This window comes from Bradyrhizobium sp. NAS96.2, from assembly GCF_001908235.1.
Lineage (GTDB): Bacteria > Pseudomonadota > Alphaproteobacteria > Rhizobiales > Xanthobacteraceae > Bradyrhizobium.
The window spans coordinates 14,742-31,370 of sequence record NZ_LGHK01000158.1 but is presented as its reverse complement, the minus strand read 5'-3'; the positions used below and the strand labels follow the sequence as shown (position 1 = coordinate 31,370).

Below are 16,629 nucleotides of genomic sequence, written 5' to 3'. Positions count from 1 at the left end.
TGATGGCGACGAGGCGGCTGGCGTGCCTGGCTTTGGCGATCTGGCTCGGCGAGGCGGCGAGCGCGGACGCGCAGTCGGCGCCGCCGTCGGCCTACACCGTGAAGCCATCGGACGTCATGGTGCCGGAAGGCGAGACGCTTGGCGAGTTCAGGCGGATGATCCAGCCGTTCAAGAACTGGACCCTGATCTGCGACGAGAGCCTGAAATCGAAGCGCCGGGTCTGCAACGTCACGCAGTCGATCGTCAACGCGCAGGGCGCGGTCGCCTTCAACTGGTCGCTGATTGCGACCGCCGACGGCAAGCCGCTGATGGCGATGCGGATCCCCGCAGCCGCCGGGGTCGGCGCGCAGATCGAGCTCGCGATGGGCGACAGTCCCGACCGCATCGTCGCGCAGACCGATCGCTGCGACGCCAATTTCTGCTTCGCCACGATCGCGATCGGCAACGTGCTGAAGCGGCACATCCGCGCGGCGACGCCATGCCTCGTGTCCTATCCGCTTCCGCAGGGCGGACCGATCACGCTGGAGGCGCCGCTGGACGGACTGTCCGGCGTGCTGGCGAAACTCAAATGAAGCGAGGTCGGACATGCGGATGTGGAATTCCGGCATCCGGCTCGAGACTGAAGTGCGAAGTGAAAAGGAAGAATGGTCGATGCGGCGCACCCTTGGATTGATCTTTGTTGCGGTCGTCGTGGCTGCGCTCGGTGCCGCCGGCGTCGTGGTCTACGCGCAGCAGGCGCAGCCGGTACCATTGCAGCCGGCTGCACCGGCTCCGGCCAAGAAGCCCGCCGCTGCTGCGAAGCCGCAGCCCCACAAGCAGCGTCCGCCGGAGGCGCAGACGCCGCCCTCTGCCGCGGCATCCGTTCCGCCGCAGCAGGCGGGACAGCAGCCGACCGTGTTCGACGAGCACGCCCGGCAGGGCAATGTCGTGACCTGCGCCAATCTGTTCGGCACACTCGGCCGTGGGCTTGCGATGAATTCCAACTACACCGCGCAGTCGCAGTGGGACGCCAAGGCCGGCAATTCGCATTCGGTGCAGTCGCTGGTCGCGCTCGCACCGAACCAGGGTCCCCAGAACCAAGCCTCGCAAGGCAATCAAGCGCCGCAGGGCAATACGGCCCAGCAGGCCGCCGGCGTCGTGTTTGCCGCACCGGTCGGGTCGGCCTGCGAAGGCAATCTGGTGCGGGTGACGCCGCGGGCGGAGAACTGCTCGACGGTTGCCGCCGAACTCGCCAAGCTGAACGGGCAAAGCGGCGCGCTCGGTGAACTCGCGACGATCGCACTGCCGAATGGCGCGCAGGTGGTGCTGATTCCGTTCGGCAATGCCTGCGTCGCCGTGACCGCGCTGCGAGTCGCGGGGTAAAACGTCGTCTCCGTCGATGGTCATGCTGGTGCCCACGGCCGGGCCCGCGCCGCTGTTCCCTGCATCCGCCCGCTAACATCTTGGCGATCAGCTATCAAAGGGGCTGGATTTCCGCCGTCGGATAGTCAATTCTGATTTGGAACTTACCATCCGTGCCAAACGCGGAGGAGATGTCCCATGGAGGAAGCGCGTCCGGGCCGGTTTGTCCGCCAGGTCGGCGGTGAGCTTGTGTCGTCCGTCGTCGCGCGGTCGAAGCCGATCAGGGTCGAGCTGCTCAGCCGGACCTCGCGGCCCCGCATGAACTGGCACTTCCGCCAACCTGAACTGACATTGTTCTGGTTCCGCAACGGGTGCTCGCGGCTGCGGGCCGCGGTCAACGGCCGGCCCGTCGAGTACGAGTTTTCCGAGGTAGCAAATCTCGCGCTATTCCCCGCCGGCACCGAGATCGAGGGGGAATGGTCGGTCGGACCGGCGTTCGACTATGTCGTCGTGTTCCTCGATCCGCTGTTTGTGCAAAGCCGTCTCAATGGCTTGATCGAAACGCCCGCGATTGCGTTCGGTCATGACCAGCTCTCCCGCAGTCTCGCCGAACTCAGCCAGGAGGCGGCGACCCCCGACAATTTGTTCGACCTGTTCGCCGAAGGCTGGGCCAGCCAGGCGCTAGCCCATCTGGCGCGGCTGTCGCGCGGCGTGGAACCGGCGAAGCAACTGAGCCGCGGCGGATTGCCGGCGCTCAAGCTGCGGAAGATCGAAGAGTTCATCCGCGCAAACCTCGGCGAGACGATTTCGCTGTCGGCGCTGTCGGATGTCGCCGGCCTGAGCAAGCGGCATTTCCTGCGCGCCTTCCAGGAGAGCACCGGCAGCAGCCCGCATCGCTACGTGCTCGGCCTGCGCATCGCATCGGCCAAGCGCCGCCTCAGCGACACCGACGAGAGCCTGACCAGCATCGCGCTGGCGTCGGGCTTCAGCCACGCCCAGCATTTCTCGTCGTCGTTCAGGCAGGCCACGGGCATGAGCCCGTCGGTGTTCCGGCAGCAGCACAGGGCCTGAGTTTCGGCGCTTTTCCGCAAGTCGCGGCGTTTTCCCGCAAGCGTCTGGGGCTGCGCCGTCGTAAGCCGGGTTGCGCTCGAGAATGGGTCGCGTCCGCGCATCGAAGAAGGAAACAACGCATGTCAGGGCCATTGGCGGGAGTTCGGGTACTCGATCTGACCGGGGTCGTCTCCGGGCCGTTCGCGACGATGTTTCTGGCCGATCAGGGCGCGGATGTTCTCAAGGTCGAGCCGATCGGCGGTGACATCACCCGCCGCAGCCGGGCCAATGTCGACAAGACCGGCGAGTTCTCGGCGCTGTTCATCTCGTCGAACCGCGGCAAGCGCTCGCTCTCGATCGACATGAAGACCGATGCCGGCCGCGAGGTGCTGGGCAAGCTGGTTCGAGAGGCCGACGTGCTGGTGCAGAATTTCCGGCCCGGCACGATGGAACGTCTCGGGCTCGGTCCGGACGAGGTGCGCAGCAAGAATCGACGGTTGATCTATGTCTCGATCAGCGGCGTCGGCGAAGACGGGCCCTATGCCAAGAAGCGCGTCTACGATCCCATCGTGCAGGCCCTGTCGGGCTTCTGCGACGTGCAGGCACAGCCCGTCACCAACCGCCCGCAGATGATCCGGACCATCGTGGCCGACAAGACGACGGCGGTCTATGCCGCGCAGGCAATCACGGCGGCGCTGTACGCCCGGGAAAAATCCGGCAACGGCCAGCATATCCAGGTGGCGATGCTCGACGCGATGATCGCCTATCTCTGGCCGGAAGGCATGATGCAATACACCGTGGTCGGCCGCGAGCAGGCGACGTCGGATCCGAACGATCGTCCCGATCTCGTGTTCCAGACTTCGGACGGCTATCTCACCTGCGGGACGATCTCCGATTCCGAATGGCAGGGTTTCTGCAAGGCGACCGGCGATCCAGCGCTCGCCGCCGATGAACGCTTCGCCACGCCGGCGTCGCGCTCGGTCAATGCCACGGCACGCATCAACAAGATGCAGGACTATATCGGCAAGCATACGACCGCCGAATGGCTGACGCGGCTCGATGCGGCCGACGTGCCGTGCGCGCCGATCCTGCGGCGCGGCGAGATCATCGCCAACGAGCAGGTGGTGGCCCGTGGGCTGATCGCCGAACTGGAGCAGCCCGGGGTCGGCACCGTGCGGCAGCCGAAGCCCGCGGCGCGGTTCGAGGTCGATGCCGCGGCGATCGGCGGCCCGGCGCCGCGCATCGGCCAGCACACCAGGCAGGTGCTGCGCGACCTCGGTTACGGCGACGCCGCCATCGAAGCGATGATCGCGCAGAAGGCCGTGCGCGCGGTCTGAACGGCCGCGCCGCGCAACGTCAGCATTGCCGAACTGAAGAACTACCGTCGGTGGGAGATGTCCTATGGCCGAGACGAACAAGACTGCCTTGCTGGTTGGCGCGGGCGACGCGATCGGGGCCGCTGTCGCGCGGCGGTTTGCGGCCGGCGGCTACTCCGTCTGCATCGCGCGGCGCGATCCGGCGAAATCGGGCGCGCTGGTGGAGGAACTGACCCGCGCGGGACGCAAGGTGCATGCATTCGCCGTCGATGCGCGGCGCGAGAGCGAGGTGCAGGAGCTGTGCGAGCGGGTCGAGCGCGAGATCGGGCCGATCGAGGTCTGCCTGTTCAATGCTGGCTCGAACGTGAAGAAGGACCTGCACGAGACCAGCGAAAAACTGTTCTTCAAGGCCTGGGAGCTCGCCTGCATGGCCGGATTCCTGGTCGGACGCGAGGCGACGCGGCATATGCTGCGGCATGGCCGGGGCACCATGCTGTTCACCGGCGCGACCGCGAGCGTGCGCGGCGGCAGCGGCTTTGCCGCATTCGCGTCCGCAAAGTTCGGCCTGCGCGCGGTGGCGCAGGCAATGGCGCGCGAACTCGGGCCGAAGAACATCCATGTCGCCCATCTCCTGATCGATGCCGGCGTCGATAGCCCAGCCATTCACCAGCGGATGGCCGACAGGGGCATCGACGCGTCGGAGATCGCGCCGGATTCGCTGACGAAGACATCCTCGATCGCCGAGGCCTACTGGTTCGTGCACCAGCAAAGCCGCGACGGCTGGAGCCATGAAATCGATCTGCGGCCATCGGTCGAGAAATGGTGATGTCATGCCGGAGACGCTGACGCTGTGGGGCGTGGGGACATCGCGGACGATCCGAGCCCATTGGGCGTTGCACGAACTGGGACTGGATTATCGCTGCCGGCCGATCCTGCCGCGCTCGGGCGAGACCAAGACGCCCGAATACACGGAGCTGAACCCGCGCCAGAAGATACCGCTGCTGCAGGACGGCGACTTTACGATCGGGGAGAGCGCCGCGATCGTCGCCTATCTGGCGCGCACCTATTCCAATCCCGATGTTGCGCTGGTGCCGGTTGCGGCGCGCGATTTCGCGCGCTGGCTGGAATGGTGCTTCTTCATCGTGGCCGAACTGGACTCGACCAGCCTTTACGTGATGCGCCGCCACGGCCTCCAGGGTCTTGCGCATATCTACGGCCACGCGCCCGACGTGGTCGGCAAGGCCGCGGAATATTTCCGCCAGCAACTCAGGCACGTCGAAGTGGCGCTGTCCGATGGCCGCAAGTATCTGATGGGCGATCAGTTCACCAGCGCGGACATCCTGCTGACGACCTGTCTGGTGTGGGCCATCGATTACGGCGTCGGGGTCTGCGATGTCGCGACGCCCTATCTCGACCGCGTCACCGCACGGCCGGCCTACAAGGAGAGCGTCGCGGTCAACACCGTGAAGATCTGACCGGTCCTACCGCCGCCTTGCACCGCCGACGTCTGACGTCGGCACCAGGCCGAACCGGCCGTGCAGTCCGCGCCAGAGGCCGGCGCACAGAACGCTCAGAAGCTTGCGCATCGACTTCCCCCTCGACACCGTCCATCGCAATCCTGCGAGCGCGGGTGGCGAAAGGACAGAGCCAATTCTGAGCAGGCCTGCGCAGTTTTTGAGCAGCACGCTTGCGCCGCCAAGCCGAGCGCACCGGAAAATCTCATGAGATTCAAACGCCAGCTCTGTGGCACGCCTCGTGCATCAAAGGCGCTGAGTTGGCCGCTAGGGTTCCGATCTTGCCAGGCAAGATGCTGGTCCGAGAGCAGCCGCTTGCGGGGGAGACATCCCCGCAGGTGCACGGCGGGATAAAAGCCCGGGAGACCTCGTTAGCCAAGGGATTGGCGGAGCGATGGTCTTTTCGCCAGTCCCTTTTTGTGAAGTTTCGCAAGAGGGATCGGCAATGAACAAGTTCTCTTTCTTCCTTCGCTCGGTTGTCATCGGCTGCGCGATCGTGCTCGCGGCGGCGCCCGCGGCCGATGCCGCGCCGAAGAAAAGCTTCAAGGTCGCCTGGTCGATCTATGTCGGGTGGATGCCGTGGGGCTATGCGGCCGACACCGGCATCGTCAAGAAGTGGGCCGACAAATACGGCATCACGATCGAGGTCAAGCAGTTCAACGACTACGTCGAATCGATCAACCAGTACACCGCCGGCGGCTATGACGCCGTCACCATCACCAACATGGATGCGCTGTCGATTCCTGCCGCAGGCGGCGTCGACACGACAGCAGTCGTGATGGGCGACTTCTCCAACGGCAATGATGCCGTGATCCTGAAGAACAAGTCCGACCTCGCCGCGATCAAGGGACAGACGGTCAATCTGGTCGAGTTCTCGGTGTCGCACTATCTGCTGGCGCGTGCGCTCGAGACCAGCAAGCTCAGCGAGAAGGACGTCAAGGTCGTCAACACGTCGGATGCCGACATCGCAGCCGCCTACAAGACGCCTGACGTCAATGCGGTCGTGACCTGGAATCCGATCGTCACGGAAATCCTCGGCTCGCCCGACGCCAAGAAGGTGTTCGATTCCTCGCAGATCCCCGGTGAGATCATGGACCTGATGGTGGTGAACACCGCGGTTGCCAAGGACAATCCGGATTTCGCCAAGGCGCTGGTCGGCATCTGGTACGAGACGCTGTCCAGGATGACGGCGAACGATCCCGCCGCGAAGGCCGCCAAGGAGGCGATGGCCAAGGCCTCCGGCACCGACCTTGCCGGTTTCGACAGCCAGCTCTCGACCACAAAACTGTTCGACAAGGCAACCGACGCCGAAGCCTTTACGCGCAGCAAGACTGTCGGAGCGACCATGGATCGCGTCCGCAAGTTCCTGTTCGAGAAGGACCTGCTCGGCAAGGGCGCGAAATCGGCCGACGCCGTCGGCATCGAGCTCGCCGACAAGTCGGTGCTGGGCGACAAGGCGAACGTCAAGCTGCGCTTCGATCCGACCTACATGGACGAAGCCGCCAAAGGCAAGCTCTGACGCGCAAGCTCTGACGCCACGGCGCGATCTCCAAGCAGGAGCCGACGATGCGACTTGTGAACATGCGGCCGGGACGGCAGACGCGATTCTATCTGCTCGCGCTGCCGTTCCTCTTGGTCGCAATCGCCTACTTCGCCGGCTCCGGCGCGCGGCTCGCGCAAAACCCAAACGACAAGCTGCTCCCGGCGCTGCCGAGTATGGTGCAGGCAGTCAAGCAGATGGCGTTCGAGGTTGATCCGCGCACCGGCAGCTATCTGATGGCCTCCGACACCGTCGCCAGCCTGGGGCGATTGGGCTCTGCGCTGGCGATCTCGACGGTGGCGGCGCTGGTCCTCGGCATCTTGATTGGGCTGTTGCCGGGCGCCAATGCGTTGCTCGGGCCGTTCGTGTCGGTGACGTCGATGGTGCCGCCGCTGGCGCTGTTGCCGATCCTGTTCATCGTGATGGGGTTGGGGGAGAACTCGAAGATCGCGCTGATCGTGATCGGGACGCTGCCCTGCATGATCCGCGACCTCGCCATGAAGGTGCAGGAGCTGCCGCGCGAGCAGATCGTCAAGGCGCAGACGCTCGGCGCCTCGACCTGGCAGATCGCGCTGCGCGTCGCGATGCCGCAAACCCTGCCGCGGCTGATCGACGTGCTGCGGCTGCAGCTCGGCCCGGCGTGGCTGTTCCTGATCGCGGCTGAGGCGATCGCCTCCGATTCCGGGCTCGGCTACCGGATCTTCCTGGTGCGCCGCTATCTCGCGATGGACGTCATCATCCCCTACGTCGCCTGGATCACGCTGCTGGCGTTCCTGATCGATGTCGGCCTGCGCGTCCTGCAACGCAAGGCGTTTCCCTGGTTTGCCTCGGTGAGGGCGGAATGAGCGCGATCCGGTTCGACGACGTCTGGAAGGAATATGGTGACCACATCGTACTGGAGCGCATCACGATGGAGGTCGAGCCGCGCGCCTTCATTGCGCTGGTCGGCCCGTCCGGCTGCGGCAAGACCACGTTGCTGCGCATGCTGCTCGGTGAGGAGCAGCCGAGCCGCGGGCAGATCCTGGTCGACGGCAAGCCGTTGCCAGCCGAGCCGGACGCCGACCGCGGCGTGGTGTTCCAGCGCTACTCGGTGTTTCCGCACCTCACCGTGCTGCAGAACGTCATGCTCGGCCGCGAGCTGCGCGACGCAAAGCTCATTGGCCGGTTGTTCGGCGCCGCACGCCGCGCGGCCGCCGACGATGCCATGAAGCTGCTGGCGGAGGTCGGGCTCGCCGGTCAGGAGAGCAAGTACCCGTCCGCGCTGTCAGGCGGCATGCAGCAGCGCCTCGCGCTGGCGCAGGCGATCATGCGTGGCCCGAAGATCCTGCTGCTCGACGAGCCGTTCGGCGCGCTCGATCCTGGCATCCGCGCCGACATCCACCTGCTGATGAAGCGGCTCTGGAACGAGACCCATCTGACGGTCGTGATGGTGACGCATGACCTCAGCGAAGCCTTCGGGCTCGCCACGCGCGTGATCGCGCTGGAGCGGTCGCGCAACCGGCCCGAGGAGCGCGAGCGCTACGGCGCCACGGTGTCGCGCGATCTCGAGATCTTTCCGCGCCGCAGTGCCGAGCTGCGGACCACAGTTCAACCAGCTCCGGCCGGGACGACCCGGTCAGGCAAGGAGCATCAGCCGGGACGGCCCGGCGCTCTCGTCTTGAAGGGGCAACCATGATCCTCACAGAGGAACAGAAGGCCGAGATCGCGGCGCATACACGACGGTACAACGAGCTGAAAGCGGCGGGGCAGGAGCACGCGCCGCGCGCGCTGCCGGCGCCGACCGCGCGCGACGGCGCGCCTATTCCCACTGATGAGATCGTCCATCGCGAGGTCATCCCGGCCGGCTGGTACTGGACCACACGGCTGAACCGCGGCGAGGCGCTGCGCATCGTCAACACGTTGGGGACATCGACCGTCAGCCTGCTCGCCTGGAATGCGGCCGATCCCAGCGAACGGTTCAACCACGCCGACACCATCAAGGTGCAGTGGGCGGCACGGCTGCAGAAGGGACGGGTGCTGCTGTCCGACATGGGGCGCGCGTTGGTCGGCATCACCGAGGATACCAGCGCCGCGCATGATGCCGTGGTCGGCGGCTCGACGTCAGCGACCAACCAGGCAAAATACGGCGAGGGCAATTTCCGCAACACGCGCGACAACTTTGTTCTCGCTGCGGCCAAGCTCGGGCTCGACCGCCGCGACGTGCATCCCTGCGTCAGCTTCTTTGCACCGGTCGCGATCGACGCCGACGGCAAGTTGGTCTGGTTGGAGGGGCGGCGCGAGAAGGGTGACTTCGTCGACCTGCGCGCGGAAATGGATTTGCTGATCGCGCTGTCGAATTGTCCGCATCCGCTCGATCCTGCTGCGGCTTATCCGCAGGCGAGCGTGGAGATCGTGCGCTACCGCGCCGATGCGCCGGCGGCTGACGATCTTTGCCGCAGCGCGACCGCGGAGGCGGTTCGCGCCTATGAGAACAATGCGCTGTATTTCGGCGAAACTCCGGAAGGAGCCGTGCGATGACCACGCAATCCGTTCAGACGCGCGGCCGCGTCGTCCTTGATGTCGAAATTCCCGCGCGCAAGCCGTGGTCGGCGATTATCCGCAAGGGTCAGACCCTGCGGATCACCGATACCCACGGCCAGCAGGCGGTCGATACGCTGTTCTATCGCGCCGATGATTTCGGTGAGCGCTACAGCGGGCAGGATACGCTGCGCGCACAGGGCTCGGCCTATGTCGGGCTCGGCACAAAGATCATGTCCAACGAAGGCCGCGTGATGCTGCGCGTCACCGTCGACAGTTGCGGCCTGCACGATACCTCGGCCGGCGCCTGCTCCTGCGAGAGCAACACCGTGCGGTTCGGGCACCAGACCCGCTACCAGCACGCCTGCCGCGAGAACTTTGTGCTGGAAGCTGCGAAATACGGCCTGTCGAAGCGCGACATCGTGCCGAACCTCAACTTCTTCATGAACGTGCCGATCGATCCCGCCGGCAATTTCACGGTGGTCGACGGCGTCTCCAAGCCCGGCGACGCCATTGAGCTGGTCGCCGAGATGGACGTGCTGTGCCTGATCTCGAACTGCCCGCAGATCAACAATCCCTGCAACGGCTTCTTCCCGACGCCGGTGCAAGTCACGATCTTCGATGCGACGATCTTCGAGCCGGAGGCGTGAGGCATGTTCAGCAAGGTCCTGATTGCCAACCGCGGCGAGATCGCCGGGCGGATCGGCAGAACATTGCGCCATATGGGCATCGCTTCGGTCGCGGTCTATTCCGACGCCGACCGCTTCACCCGGCCGGTGCTCGCGGCCGACGAGGCGGTGCGCATTGGTCCGGCGCCCGCCGCCGAGAGCTACCTCAACGTCGATGCGATTATGGCGGCATGCCTTGCGACCGGCGCGCAGGCGGTGCATCCCGGCTACGGCTTCCTGTCGGAGAACCGCCGCTTCGCCGAGCGGCTGGCCGAGCACGGCATCAGATTCATCGGGCCGCGGCCGGAGCATCTCGACGCCTTCGGCCTCAAGCACAAGGCGCGTGAAATCGCGGAGCGGAGCGGCGTGCCGCTGCTGCCGGGCTCTGGCCTCCTGGAGACGATCGACGAGGCAGTGCAGCAGGCGGACGTGATCGGCTTTCCGGTGATGCTGAAAAGCACGGCGGGCGGCGGCGGCATCGGCATGCAGCTCTGCCACGACATGGCGACGCTGCGCGAAAGATTCGAATCGGTGCAGCGCACGGCGCGGGCGAGTTTTGGCGATGCCCGGGTCTATCTCGAGCGCTTCGTCGCCCGGGCGCGCCACATCGAGGTGCAGATCTTCGGCAACGGCAAGGGCGACGTCATCGCGCTCGGCGAGCGCGACTGCTCGCTGCAGCGGCGCAACCAGAAGGTCTTTGAGGAGACCCCCGCGCCGGGGCTTTCCGCCGGCGTCAGGCAGCGGCTGCATGCGGCGGCAGTGTCGCTCGGCAAGGCGGTAAGTTACGAATCCGCGGGGACCGTGGAGTTCATCTACGACGTCGAGCGCGAGGACTTCTACTTCCTCGAGGTCAACACCCGCCTCCAGGTCGAACATCCCGTCACCGAGCAGGTCACTGGCGTCGATCTCGTCGAGTGGATGATCCGGCAAGCGGCCGGCGAGGACGTGCTGGCGCACGCGGGCACGCTGACGCCCAAGGGCGCGGCGATCGAGGTGCGGCTCTATGCCGAGAACCCGGGCGCCGGCTTCCGCCCGAGCGCGGGCCGGCTGACGCAGGTGACGTTCTCGCCGGACGCACGGATCGACGGCTGGATCGAGACCGGCACCGAGGTGACCCCGTTCTACGATCCCATGCTGGCCAAGATCATCGTTGCCGCCGCGACCCGCGAGGCCGCGATAGCAAAGCTGACGCAGGCGCTCGATGAGACGGTCGTCGCCGGCATCGAGACCAATCTCGACTATCTGCGCGCGATCGCCGCGTCGGACGTGTTCTGTAGCGGGCAGGTGGCGACCAGCGTGCTCGGCGCGTTTGCCTATCGACCCCGCACCATCGACGTCGTCGCGCCCGGGGCGCAGAGCGGGGTGCAGGAATTGCCCGGCCGCCTGCATCTCTGGCATGTCGGGGTGCCGCCGAGCGGCCCGATGGACGAACGGTCGTTTCGGCTCGCCAACCGCGTGGTCGGAAATCCGGAAATAACGACCGCGCTGGAGCTCACGGTCAATGGGCCCACCTTGCGCTTCAACTCCGATGCGATTGTCGCGCTCTCGGGTGCGCGCATGAAGGCATCGCTGGATGGCGCCGAGATTACCTACGACGAGCCGGTCGCGATACGCGCCGGCCAGACGCTGGTCATCGGCAGCATCAGGGGCCCGGGCCAGCGCACGTACCTGGCCGTGCGCGGCGGCATCGATGTGCCCGAGATCCTCGGATCGCGCGCCGTGTTCGCGCTCGGTGCGTTCGGCGGCCATGCGACGGGCTCGCTGAAGGCCGGCGACGTGCTGCATGTCGGCGTCGAGACGCCGGGCCTTGGCGCTCCTCGGCGCGCAACGGAGGACGAACAACCGCAGCTCACATCGGCCTGGCAGGTCGGCGTGATCTACGGCCCGCATGGCGCGCCGGACTTCTTCCTCGACGAGGACATCGAGACACTGTTTGCGTCGAGCTACGAGGTGCACTTCAACAGCGCCCGCACCGGCGTGCGGCTGATCGGGCCGAAGCCGCGCTGGGCCCGGGCCGATGGCGGCGAGGCCGGGCTGCATCCGTCGAACATCCACGACAATGCCTATGCGGTCGGCTCGATCGACTTCACCGGCGACATGCCGATCATTCTCGGGCCCGATGGGCCGAGCCTCGGCGGTTTCGTCTGTCCGGCCGTCGTCGCGCGCGACGAGCTCTGGAAGGTCGGCCAGCTCCGGCCCGGCGACACCGTGCGCTTCGTGCCGGTGAAACGCGATGATCCGGTTGCCGGGCCCACGGTGCTGCGTGCGCCCGAGCTCGGCGCGGCCGTCGTCGGACGCAATGATGACGGTCCGATCCCGGTGGTGTACCGCCGCGCCGGCGACGACAATCTCCTGGTCGAATATGGCCCGATGGAGCTCGACGTCGCGCTGCGGCTGCGCGTCCATGTGCTGGCGCAGGCGCTGGAAGAGGCGAAGCTCGACGGCCTGATCGATCTGACGCCCGGCATCCGCTCGCTGCAGATCCATTATGACGGCACGGCGCTGTCGCGCGGAAAGCTGCTCGACGTGCTCAGGCGGATCGAACGCGAATTGCCGCCGGTTGATGCGATGCGGGTGCCGAGCCGCACCGTGCACCTGCCGCTGTCGTGGCGCGATCCACAGGCCGAGCTTGCGATGCGCAAGTATCAGGAGCTGGTGCGCGCGGATGCGCCGTGGTGTCCCTCGAATGTCGAGTTCATCCGCCGCATCAACGGCCTTGGCAGCGAGCACGATGTCCGCCGCATCGTGTTCGATGCCGATTATTTCGTGCTCGGCCTCGGCGACGTCTATCTCGGTGCGCCGGTGGCAACCCCGCTCGATCCGCGGCATCGCCTCGTCACCACGAAGTACAATCCGGCGCGGACCTGGACCCCAGAAAACGCGGTCGGCATCGGCGGCGCCTATATGTGCATCTACGGCATGGAAGGGCCGGGCGGCTACCAGCTGTTCGGCCGCACCATCCAGGTCTGGAACAGCTGGCGCACGACGCCGGTGTTCGAGCCCGGCCATCCCTGGCTGCTGCGGTTCTTCGACAAGATCCGCTTCTTCCCGGTCGACGCCGACGAACTCTTGGACGCGCGCGCCGCATTCCCGCACGGGCAATACGACATCAGGATCGAGCAGGGCGAGTTCTCCTACGCCGACTATGCGAAACGACTGGCGGAGGCGCAGCCCTCGATTGCCGCGTTCAAGGCGACCCAGCAGGCGGCGTTCGACGCCGAGCGTCAGCGTTGGCGCGAGATGAAGCTCGATGAGGCGCCGGCGGAATCGGTCGAGACTGCCGCTGTTGCGACCGGAATTCCCGACGGCCAGGTCGGCGCGTTCTCGGAAGTGCCGGGCAACATCTGGAAGATCCTGGTCGAGGAGGGCACCGCGGTCGCAGCCGGCGACACCCTCGCCATCATCGAGTCGATGAAGATGGAGATCTCGGTGCTGTCGCCAGCGGCGGGCCGCATCGCGTCGGTGCCGGTCAAGCCCGGCCAGACGCTGCGCGCAGGCGACATCGTCGCGTTGCTCCGGCCGGGTTAGGACGGGTGCGCATCGAGACGCAACGTCCGCCTAGCTCACGACGGTGCCGCGAATGCGGATGTCGCGCGGGCTCTCAGGCGGACCAACAGCGGTGCTGCGTGCGCCATCTGGACTTTCCAGTTCGTACGGGCGGAGGGGATGTCGCGATCGGCTGCGTTCACCGGAGGCTGCTGCTCTCGCTTTGTACTGAGCGCGTTCAGGAGCATCGCGAACACGATCATCATCAGGACGCCCGCAATGCTGAGCGCAATCTGAATGGAAGGCCTGTTCGATACGTCGAATAGATCGAATTGGCTGACGAGCGCCAGGAGCACGCCGAGACAAAAGATCGGTAGTGAGTGTTCGCCACAACTCCGCGCGCTGCGCAGCAGCGGCGCTGACAGTCCTCGCCAACCCTGGGGAACGAGCTGCAATGCCACGATCGCGAGAGCCAGGAAATGCAGCAGTCGCAGCGGACTCAGATTCGATTTGTTCAATGGAAATAGCAGATCCGTCAAAGTCTGCGGGAGCAGTGGCTTGCTGTTCTGGCCCAATGCAAGGACCAGGCTGAACGCCAGATAGAGAATGGAAAGAACCAAGGCAGGGCGCGAAGTCACCCACTTTCGGATCTTCTGTCCCTCGATGACGTACCATGCACCCAGCACGATCAGAAGCTGCCAGGCCAGTGGATTGAAGAACCAGGCGCCGTCGGGCCAGGCAGGAACCCGCCATCGGAAGACGTGCACCAGTGCGTAGAGCAACAACGAGAAGCCGAGCGTCGCGTTTGGCGCGCGCAGCAATAGCCACAGCAGCGGTGCGAACAAGACGTGACACACCACAAAAACCGGCAAGACATCGGTGTTGACTGGGCGGTATTGCAGGACCGCGGCATGCGCGAGCGTCGCGCCGGGATGCTCGAATAGAACCCGCGTATTGCTCGCGTCGGCAAGGCGGTCGCTGCCTGCGAAGTAGACGAGGATGGCGCAGGCGAGCGTCAGCAGCAGGAAGGCGGCGTAGATGTCCCACCCGCGCCGCAGCGAACGGCCGATCATGCCCCTCCAGCCATCGCGCTGGCATACTCTGCCGTAAGCCAGCGCGCAGGTAATGCCCGAAATGAACATGAATATTTCGGCGGCGTCGCAGAAGCCGTAGTTGCGCAGCGTCAGCCAGCTTCCGACGTTGTTCGGGATGTGATCGAGAAAGATCCACCATAACGCGATGCCGCGACAGATATCGATGCGGGGGTCGCGGCCGGTCGATCTGAACTCCGGCGGAGTTTCGCCGATCAATCGCTTCGAGCTGTGTGTTCGATCATGCATTTGTCGATCTGTCCGGCGGACGCGCACGGCCTCATCGGACGATGGTCCATGAGGCGCTCGGATGCTCCGAGGCGCGCGCGTGCTGGTCCAGCCTCCGGTCAACTCTTGGGATTATGTGCTCCGGCTACCCGAGGGTTGGCGACGTTTTCGTCGGCCAGTCGCAATCACGGGGGCCAGCAGGATCGCTGTCTTCCGACGGCGCGTGCAAGATTTCGCCGATGACCGGTATCAAAAGCTGCTTCCGCATCTCGGCGAGGCGGGCGCGACAGTACTCATGATAAAGCATGTCGAATATGGTGGGCATGATCGAACGCCTTCTTGATCACTGAGGTTAACTTCCCACGTGACAGATTTCGACCATTTCAACCGGCGGCAAAAAGCGGCGCCGGGATAGTTTATGTCCGATGAACCCTGCCAGCGATGTCGCTATGGCAGCAAAATAAATTCGATTTCAAAACGCCGCAGAATTGCCCGCCCGCAATTCCTTGAGTTCGATCGATCGCCAGCAAGTCCGTAAAGCCGATTTGCGCTTTGCACCTTGCTAGGAGTGTCCAAACTGGGTCCGGTGGCAGCAATTATAAATAGAGCCGTCACGACCGCCTCCTCTTAAAGGAGAAAAATCGCCGTGACTTTCGCTATCATTATAACCGTAATATCCTGATCACCGAGTGAACCAGTTCACATCAGCATCAATCACAGGCGAGTGAGACTAGCAGACCGGTAGCGTGGCTTCTTGGACTCATGCGCACGGATCGAGCTTAGGTCGGTGCGTGAATTGCAAAATGCAGATAGTGGCTGCGGTGTGCCGCAGCATTCCGTTCTGATGTTTTGTGAAGGCTGGAGGTCCCCATGGCTACGGACGCAGCCGATTTTTTATCGTATCGATTTTCGACGCGCGACCATCCGGAGCGTATCCGGGTCCCGCTATGGCGCGAGCACTTCGCACGATGCATCGTGCACGCCGATATCGAGCCTCTATCGGACGTTCCGTTCCGGGCCGATGCGTCGCTGCACGCGGTTCAGGGCTTGCGTACGCTCGCGCTGAAAGGCACGTCCATGCGTTTCGCGCGCTTGCGAGCGAACCTTGCCGATGGCGATGACTCCATCGGTGTCATCGTCTGCTCGTCCGCGAGAAGTCGGCTGTCGCAGCGCGGCGAGGACGTTGAGCTTCGCGGCACCGATGCGATCGCAATTCTGCATTCCGAGCCCGTCAGCGTGACTTATGTCGAAGGACTGCAATTTGGCCTGGCCGTGCCGCACGCGGCGCTTGCGCAGCGCGTGACGGATGTGGAAGGCTTGGCCATGCGGCCGATCCGGCACCAAACGGAAGCCTTCCGCTTGTTCACGGCATATCTGAAGTCGGTGTTCAAGACAGGAGCCCTGAGCGCTCCCGGGCTTCGTGAGACGGTCGTGCACCACATCCATGATCTCGTCGCGCTCGCAATCGACGAGTGTCCTGCGTTGGGCGAGAGCAGTGCGAGCGCCGTCGTAGCTGCGCGGCAGAGTGCAGCACTCGACTACATCGCCCACCACTTCGAGGAGCCCGGACTTAGCGTTCAGACGGCCGCACGCGGGCAGGGCATCTCGTCCCGCTATCTGCAGCGCCTGATGGCGTCGTCGGGATCATCGTTCACCGAGCGCCTCAATGAATTGCGTCTTCAACGGGCGTTCCAGCTGCTCACCGGGTCCGATGCCGGCCGTCGGCGAATCTCCGATGTCGCGCTGGAGGTGGGTTTCTCGGACGTTTCGCATTTCAACCGCTTGTTCCGGGCTCGCTTCGGCGATTCACCGCGCGGCGTTCGGTTCGGACGCAAGGGATCCAGCGGAGCCGCGCGACTCTGATCGAGAACGAGGCGT

Annotated in this window: 14 protein-coding genes and 1 riboswitch; of the genes, 13 read left to right on the top strand and 1 reads right to left on the bottom strand. The window is 65.1% G+C overall.

Annotation, left to right across the window (positions count from 1 at the left end):
* The first annotated feature begins 2 nt into the window (after positions 1 to 2).
* From AC628_RS29625 to uca, 12 genes are all read left to right on the top strand, one after another.
* On the top strand, positions 3 to 572 hold the full coding sequence (locus AC628_RS29625; protein WP_074130289.1) for an invasion associated locus B family protein: 570 nt from the start codon (positions 3 to 5) through the stop codon (positions 570 to 572).
* A 79-nt stretch (positions 573 to 651) separates the two neighbouring features.
* Complete coding sequence (locus AC628_RS29620; RefSeq protein ID WP_143201872.1) at positions 652 to 1,362, top strand: hypothetical protein; 711 nt, start codon at positions 652 to 654, stop codon at positions 1,360 to 1,362.
* A 177-nt stretch (positions 1,363 to 1,539) separates the two neighbouring features.
* Positions 1,540 to 2,412 carry an AraC family transcriptional regulator gene (locus AC628_RS29615; protein ID WP_074130287.1) on the top strand — a complete coding sequence of 291 codons (873 nt, stop codon included), beginning with the start codon at positions 1,540 to 1,542 and terminating at the stop codon, positions 2,410 to 2,412.
* A gap of 119 nt (positions 2,413 to 2,531) precedes the next feature.
* On the top strand, positions 2,532 to 3,728 hold the full coding sequence (locus AC628_RS29610) for a CaiB/BaiF CoA transferase family protein (protein ID WP_074130286.1): 1,197 nt from the start codon (positions 2,532 to 2,534) through the stop codon (positions 3,726 to 3,728).
* A gap of 64 nt (positions 3,729 to 3,792) precedes the next feature.
* Entirely contained in the window at positions 3,793 to 4,533 is a 741-nt protein-coding gene (locus AC628_RS29605; RefSeq protein WP_074130285.1) for an SDR family NAD(P)-dependent oxidoreductase, read from the top strand.
* 4 nt (positions 4,534 to 4,537) lie between these two features.
* On the top strand, positions 4,538 to 5,182 hold the full coding sequence (locus AC628_RS29600) for a glutathione S-transferase family protein (protein ID WP_074130284.1): 645 nt from the start codon (positions 4,538 to 4,540) through the stop codon (positions 5,180 to 5,182).
* A 295-nt stretch (positions 5,183 to 5,477) separates the two neighbouring features.
* Positions 5,478 to 5,588: riboswitch (guanidine-I (ykkC/yxkD leader) on the top strand.
* A 78-nt stretch (positions 5,589 to 5,666) separates the two neighbouring features.
* Complete coding sequence (locus AC628_RS29595) at positions 5,667 to 6,740, top strand: putative urea ABC transporter substrate-binding protein (protein WP_074130283.1); 1,074 nt, start codon at positions 5,667 to 5,669, stop codon at positions 6,738 to 6,740.
* A gap of 47 nt (positions 6,741 to 6,787) precedes the next feature.
* Positions 6,788 to 7,606 (top strand): ABC transporter permease, encoded by an 819-nt coding sequence (locus AC628_RS29590; RefSeq protein WP_074130282.1) that lies wholly within the window; start codon positions 6,788 to 6,790, stop codon positions 7,604 to 7,606.
* Positions 7,603 to 8,436 (top strand): ABC transporter ATP-binding protein, encoded by an 834-nt coding sequence (locus AC628_RS29585; protein ID WP_143201871.1) that lies wholly within the window; start codon positions 7,603 to 7,605, stop codon positions 8,434 to 8,436. Before AC628_RS29590 ends, AC628_RS29585 begins: the two co-directional genes overlap by 4 nt.
* Entirely contained in the window at positions 8,433 to 9,278 is an 846-nt protein-coding gene (locus AC628_RS29580) for an urea amidolyase associated protein UAAP1 (protein ID WP_074130296.1), read from the top strand. The genes AC628_RS29585 and AC628_RS29580 overlap by 4 nt, the downstream gene beginning before the upstream one ends.
* Positions 9,275 to 9,928 carry an urea amidolyase associated protein UAAP2 gene (locus tag AC628_RS29575; RefSeq protein ID WP_074130281.1) on the top strand — a complete coding sequence of 218 codons (654 nt, stop codon included), beginning with the start codon at positions 9,275 to 9,277 and terminating at the stop codon, positions 9,926 to 9,928. Before AC628_RS29580 ends, AC628_RS29575 begins: the two co-directional genes overlap by 4 nt.
* 3 nt (positions 9,929 to 9,931) lie before the next feature.
* On the top strand, positions 9,932 to 13,474 hold the full coding sequence (gene uca / locus AC628_RS29570; protein WP_074130280.1) for an urea carboxylase: 3,543 nt from the start codon (positions 9,932 to 9,934) through the stop codon (positions 13,472 to 13,474).
* Between the two features lie 35 nt (positions 13,475 to 13,509).
* Here the strand turns inward: uca and AC628_RS29565 are convergent, their stop codons facing one another.
* A complete protein-coding gene (locus AC628_RS29565; RefSeq protein WP_083633195.1) occupies positions 13,510 to 14,772 on the bottom strand; it encodes an OpgC family protein in 1,263 nt (420 codons plus the stop codon).
* Between the two features lie 849 nt (positions 14,773 to 15,621).
* Between AC628_RS29565 and AC628_RS29555 the strand changes: the two genes are divergently transcribed.
* A complete protein-coding gene (locus AC628_RS29555; protein WP_074130278.1) occupies positions 15,622 to 16,614 on the top strand; it encodes an AraC family transcriptional regulator in 993 nt (330 codons plus the stop codon).
* Positions 16,615 to 16,629 lie beyond the last annotated feature (15 nt).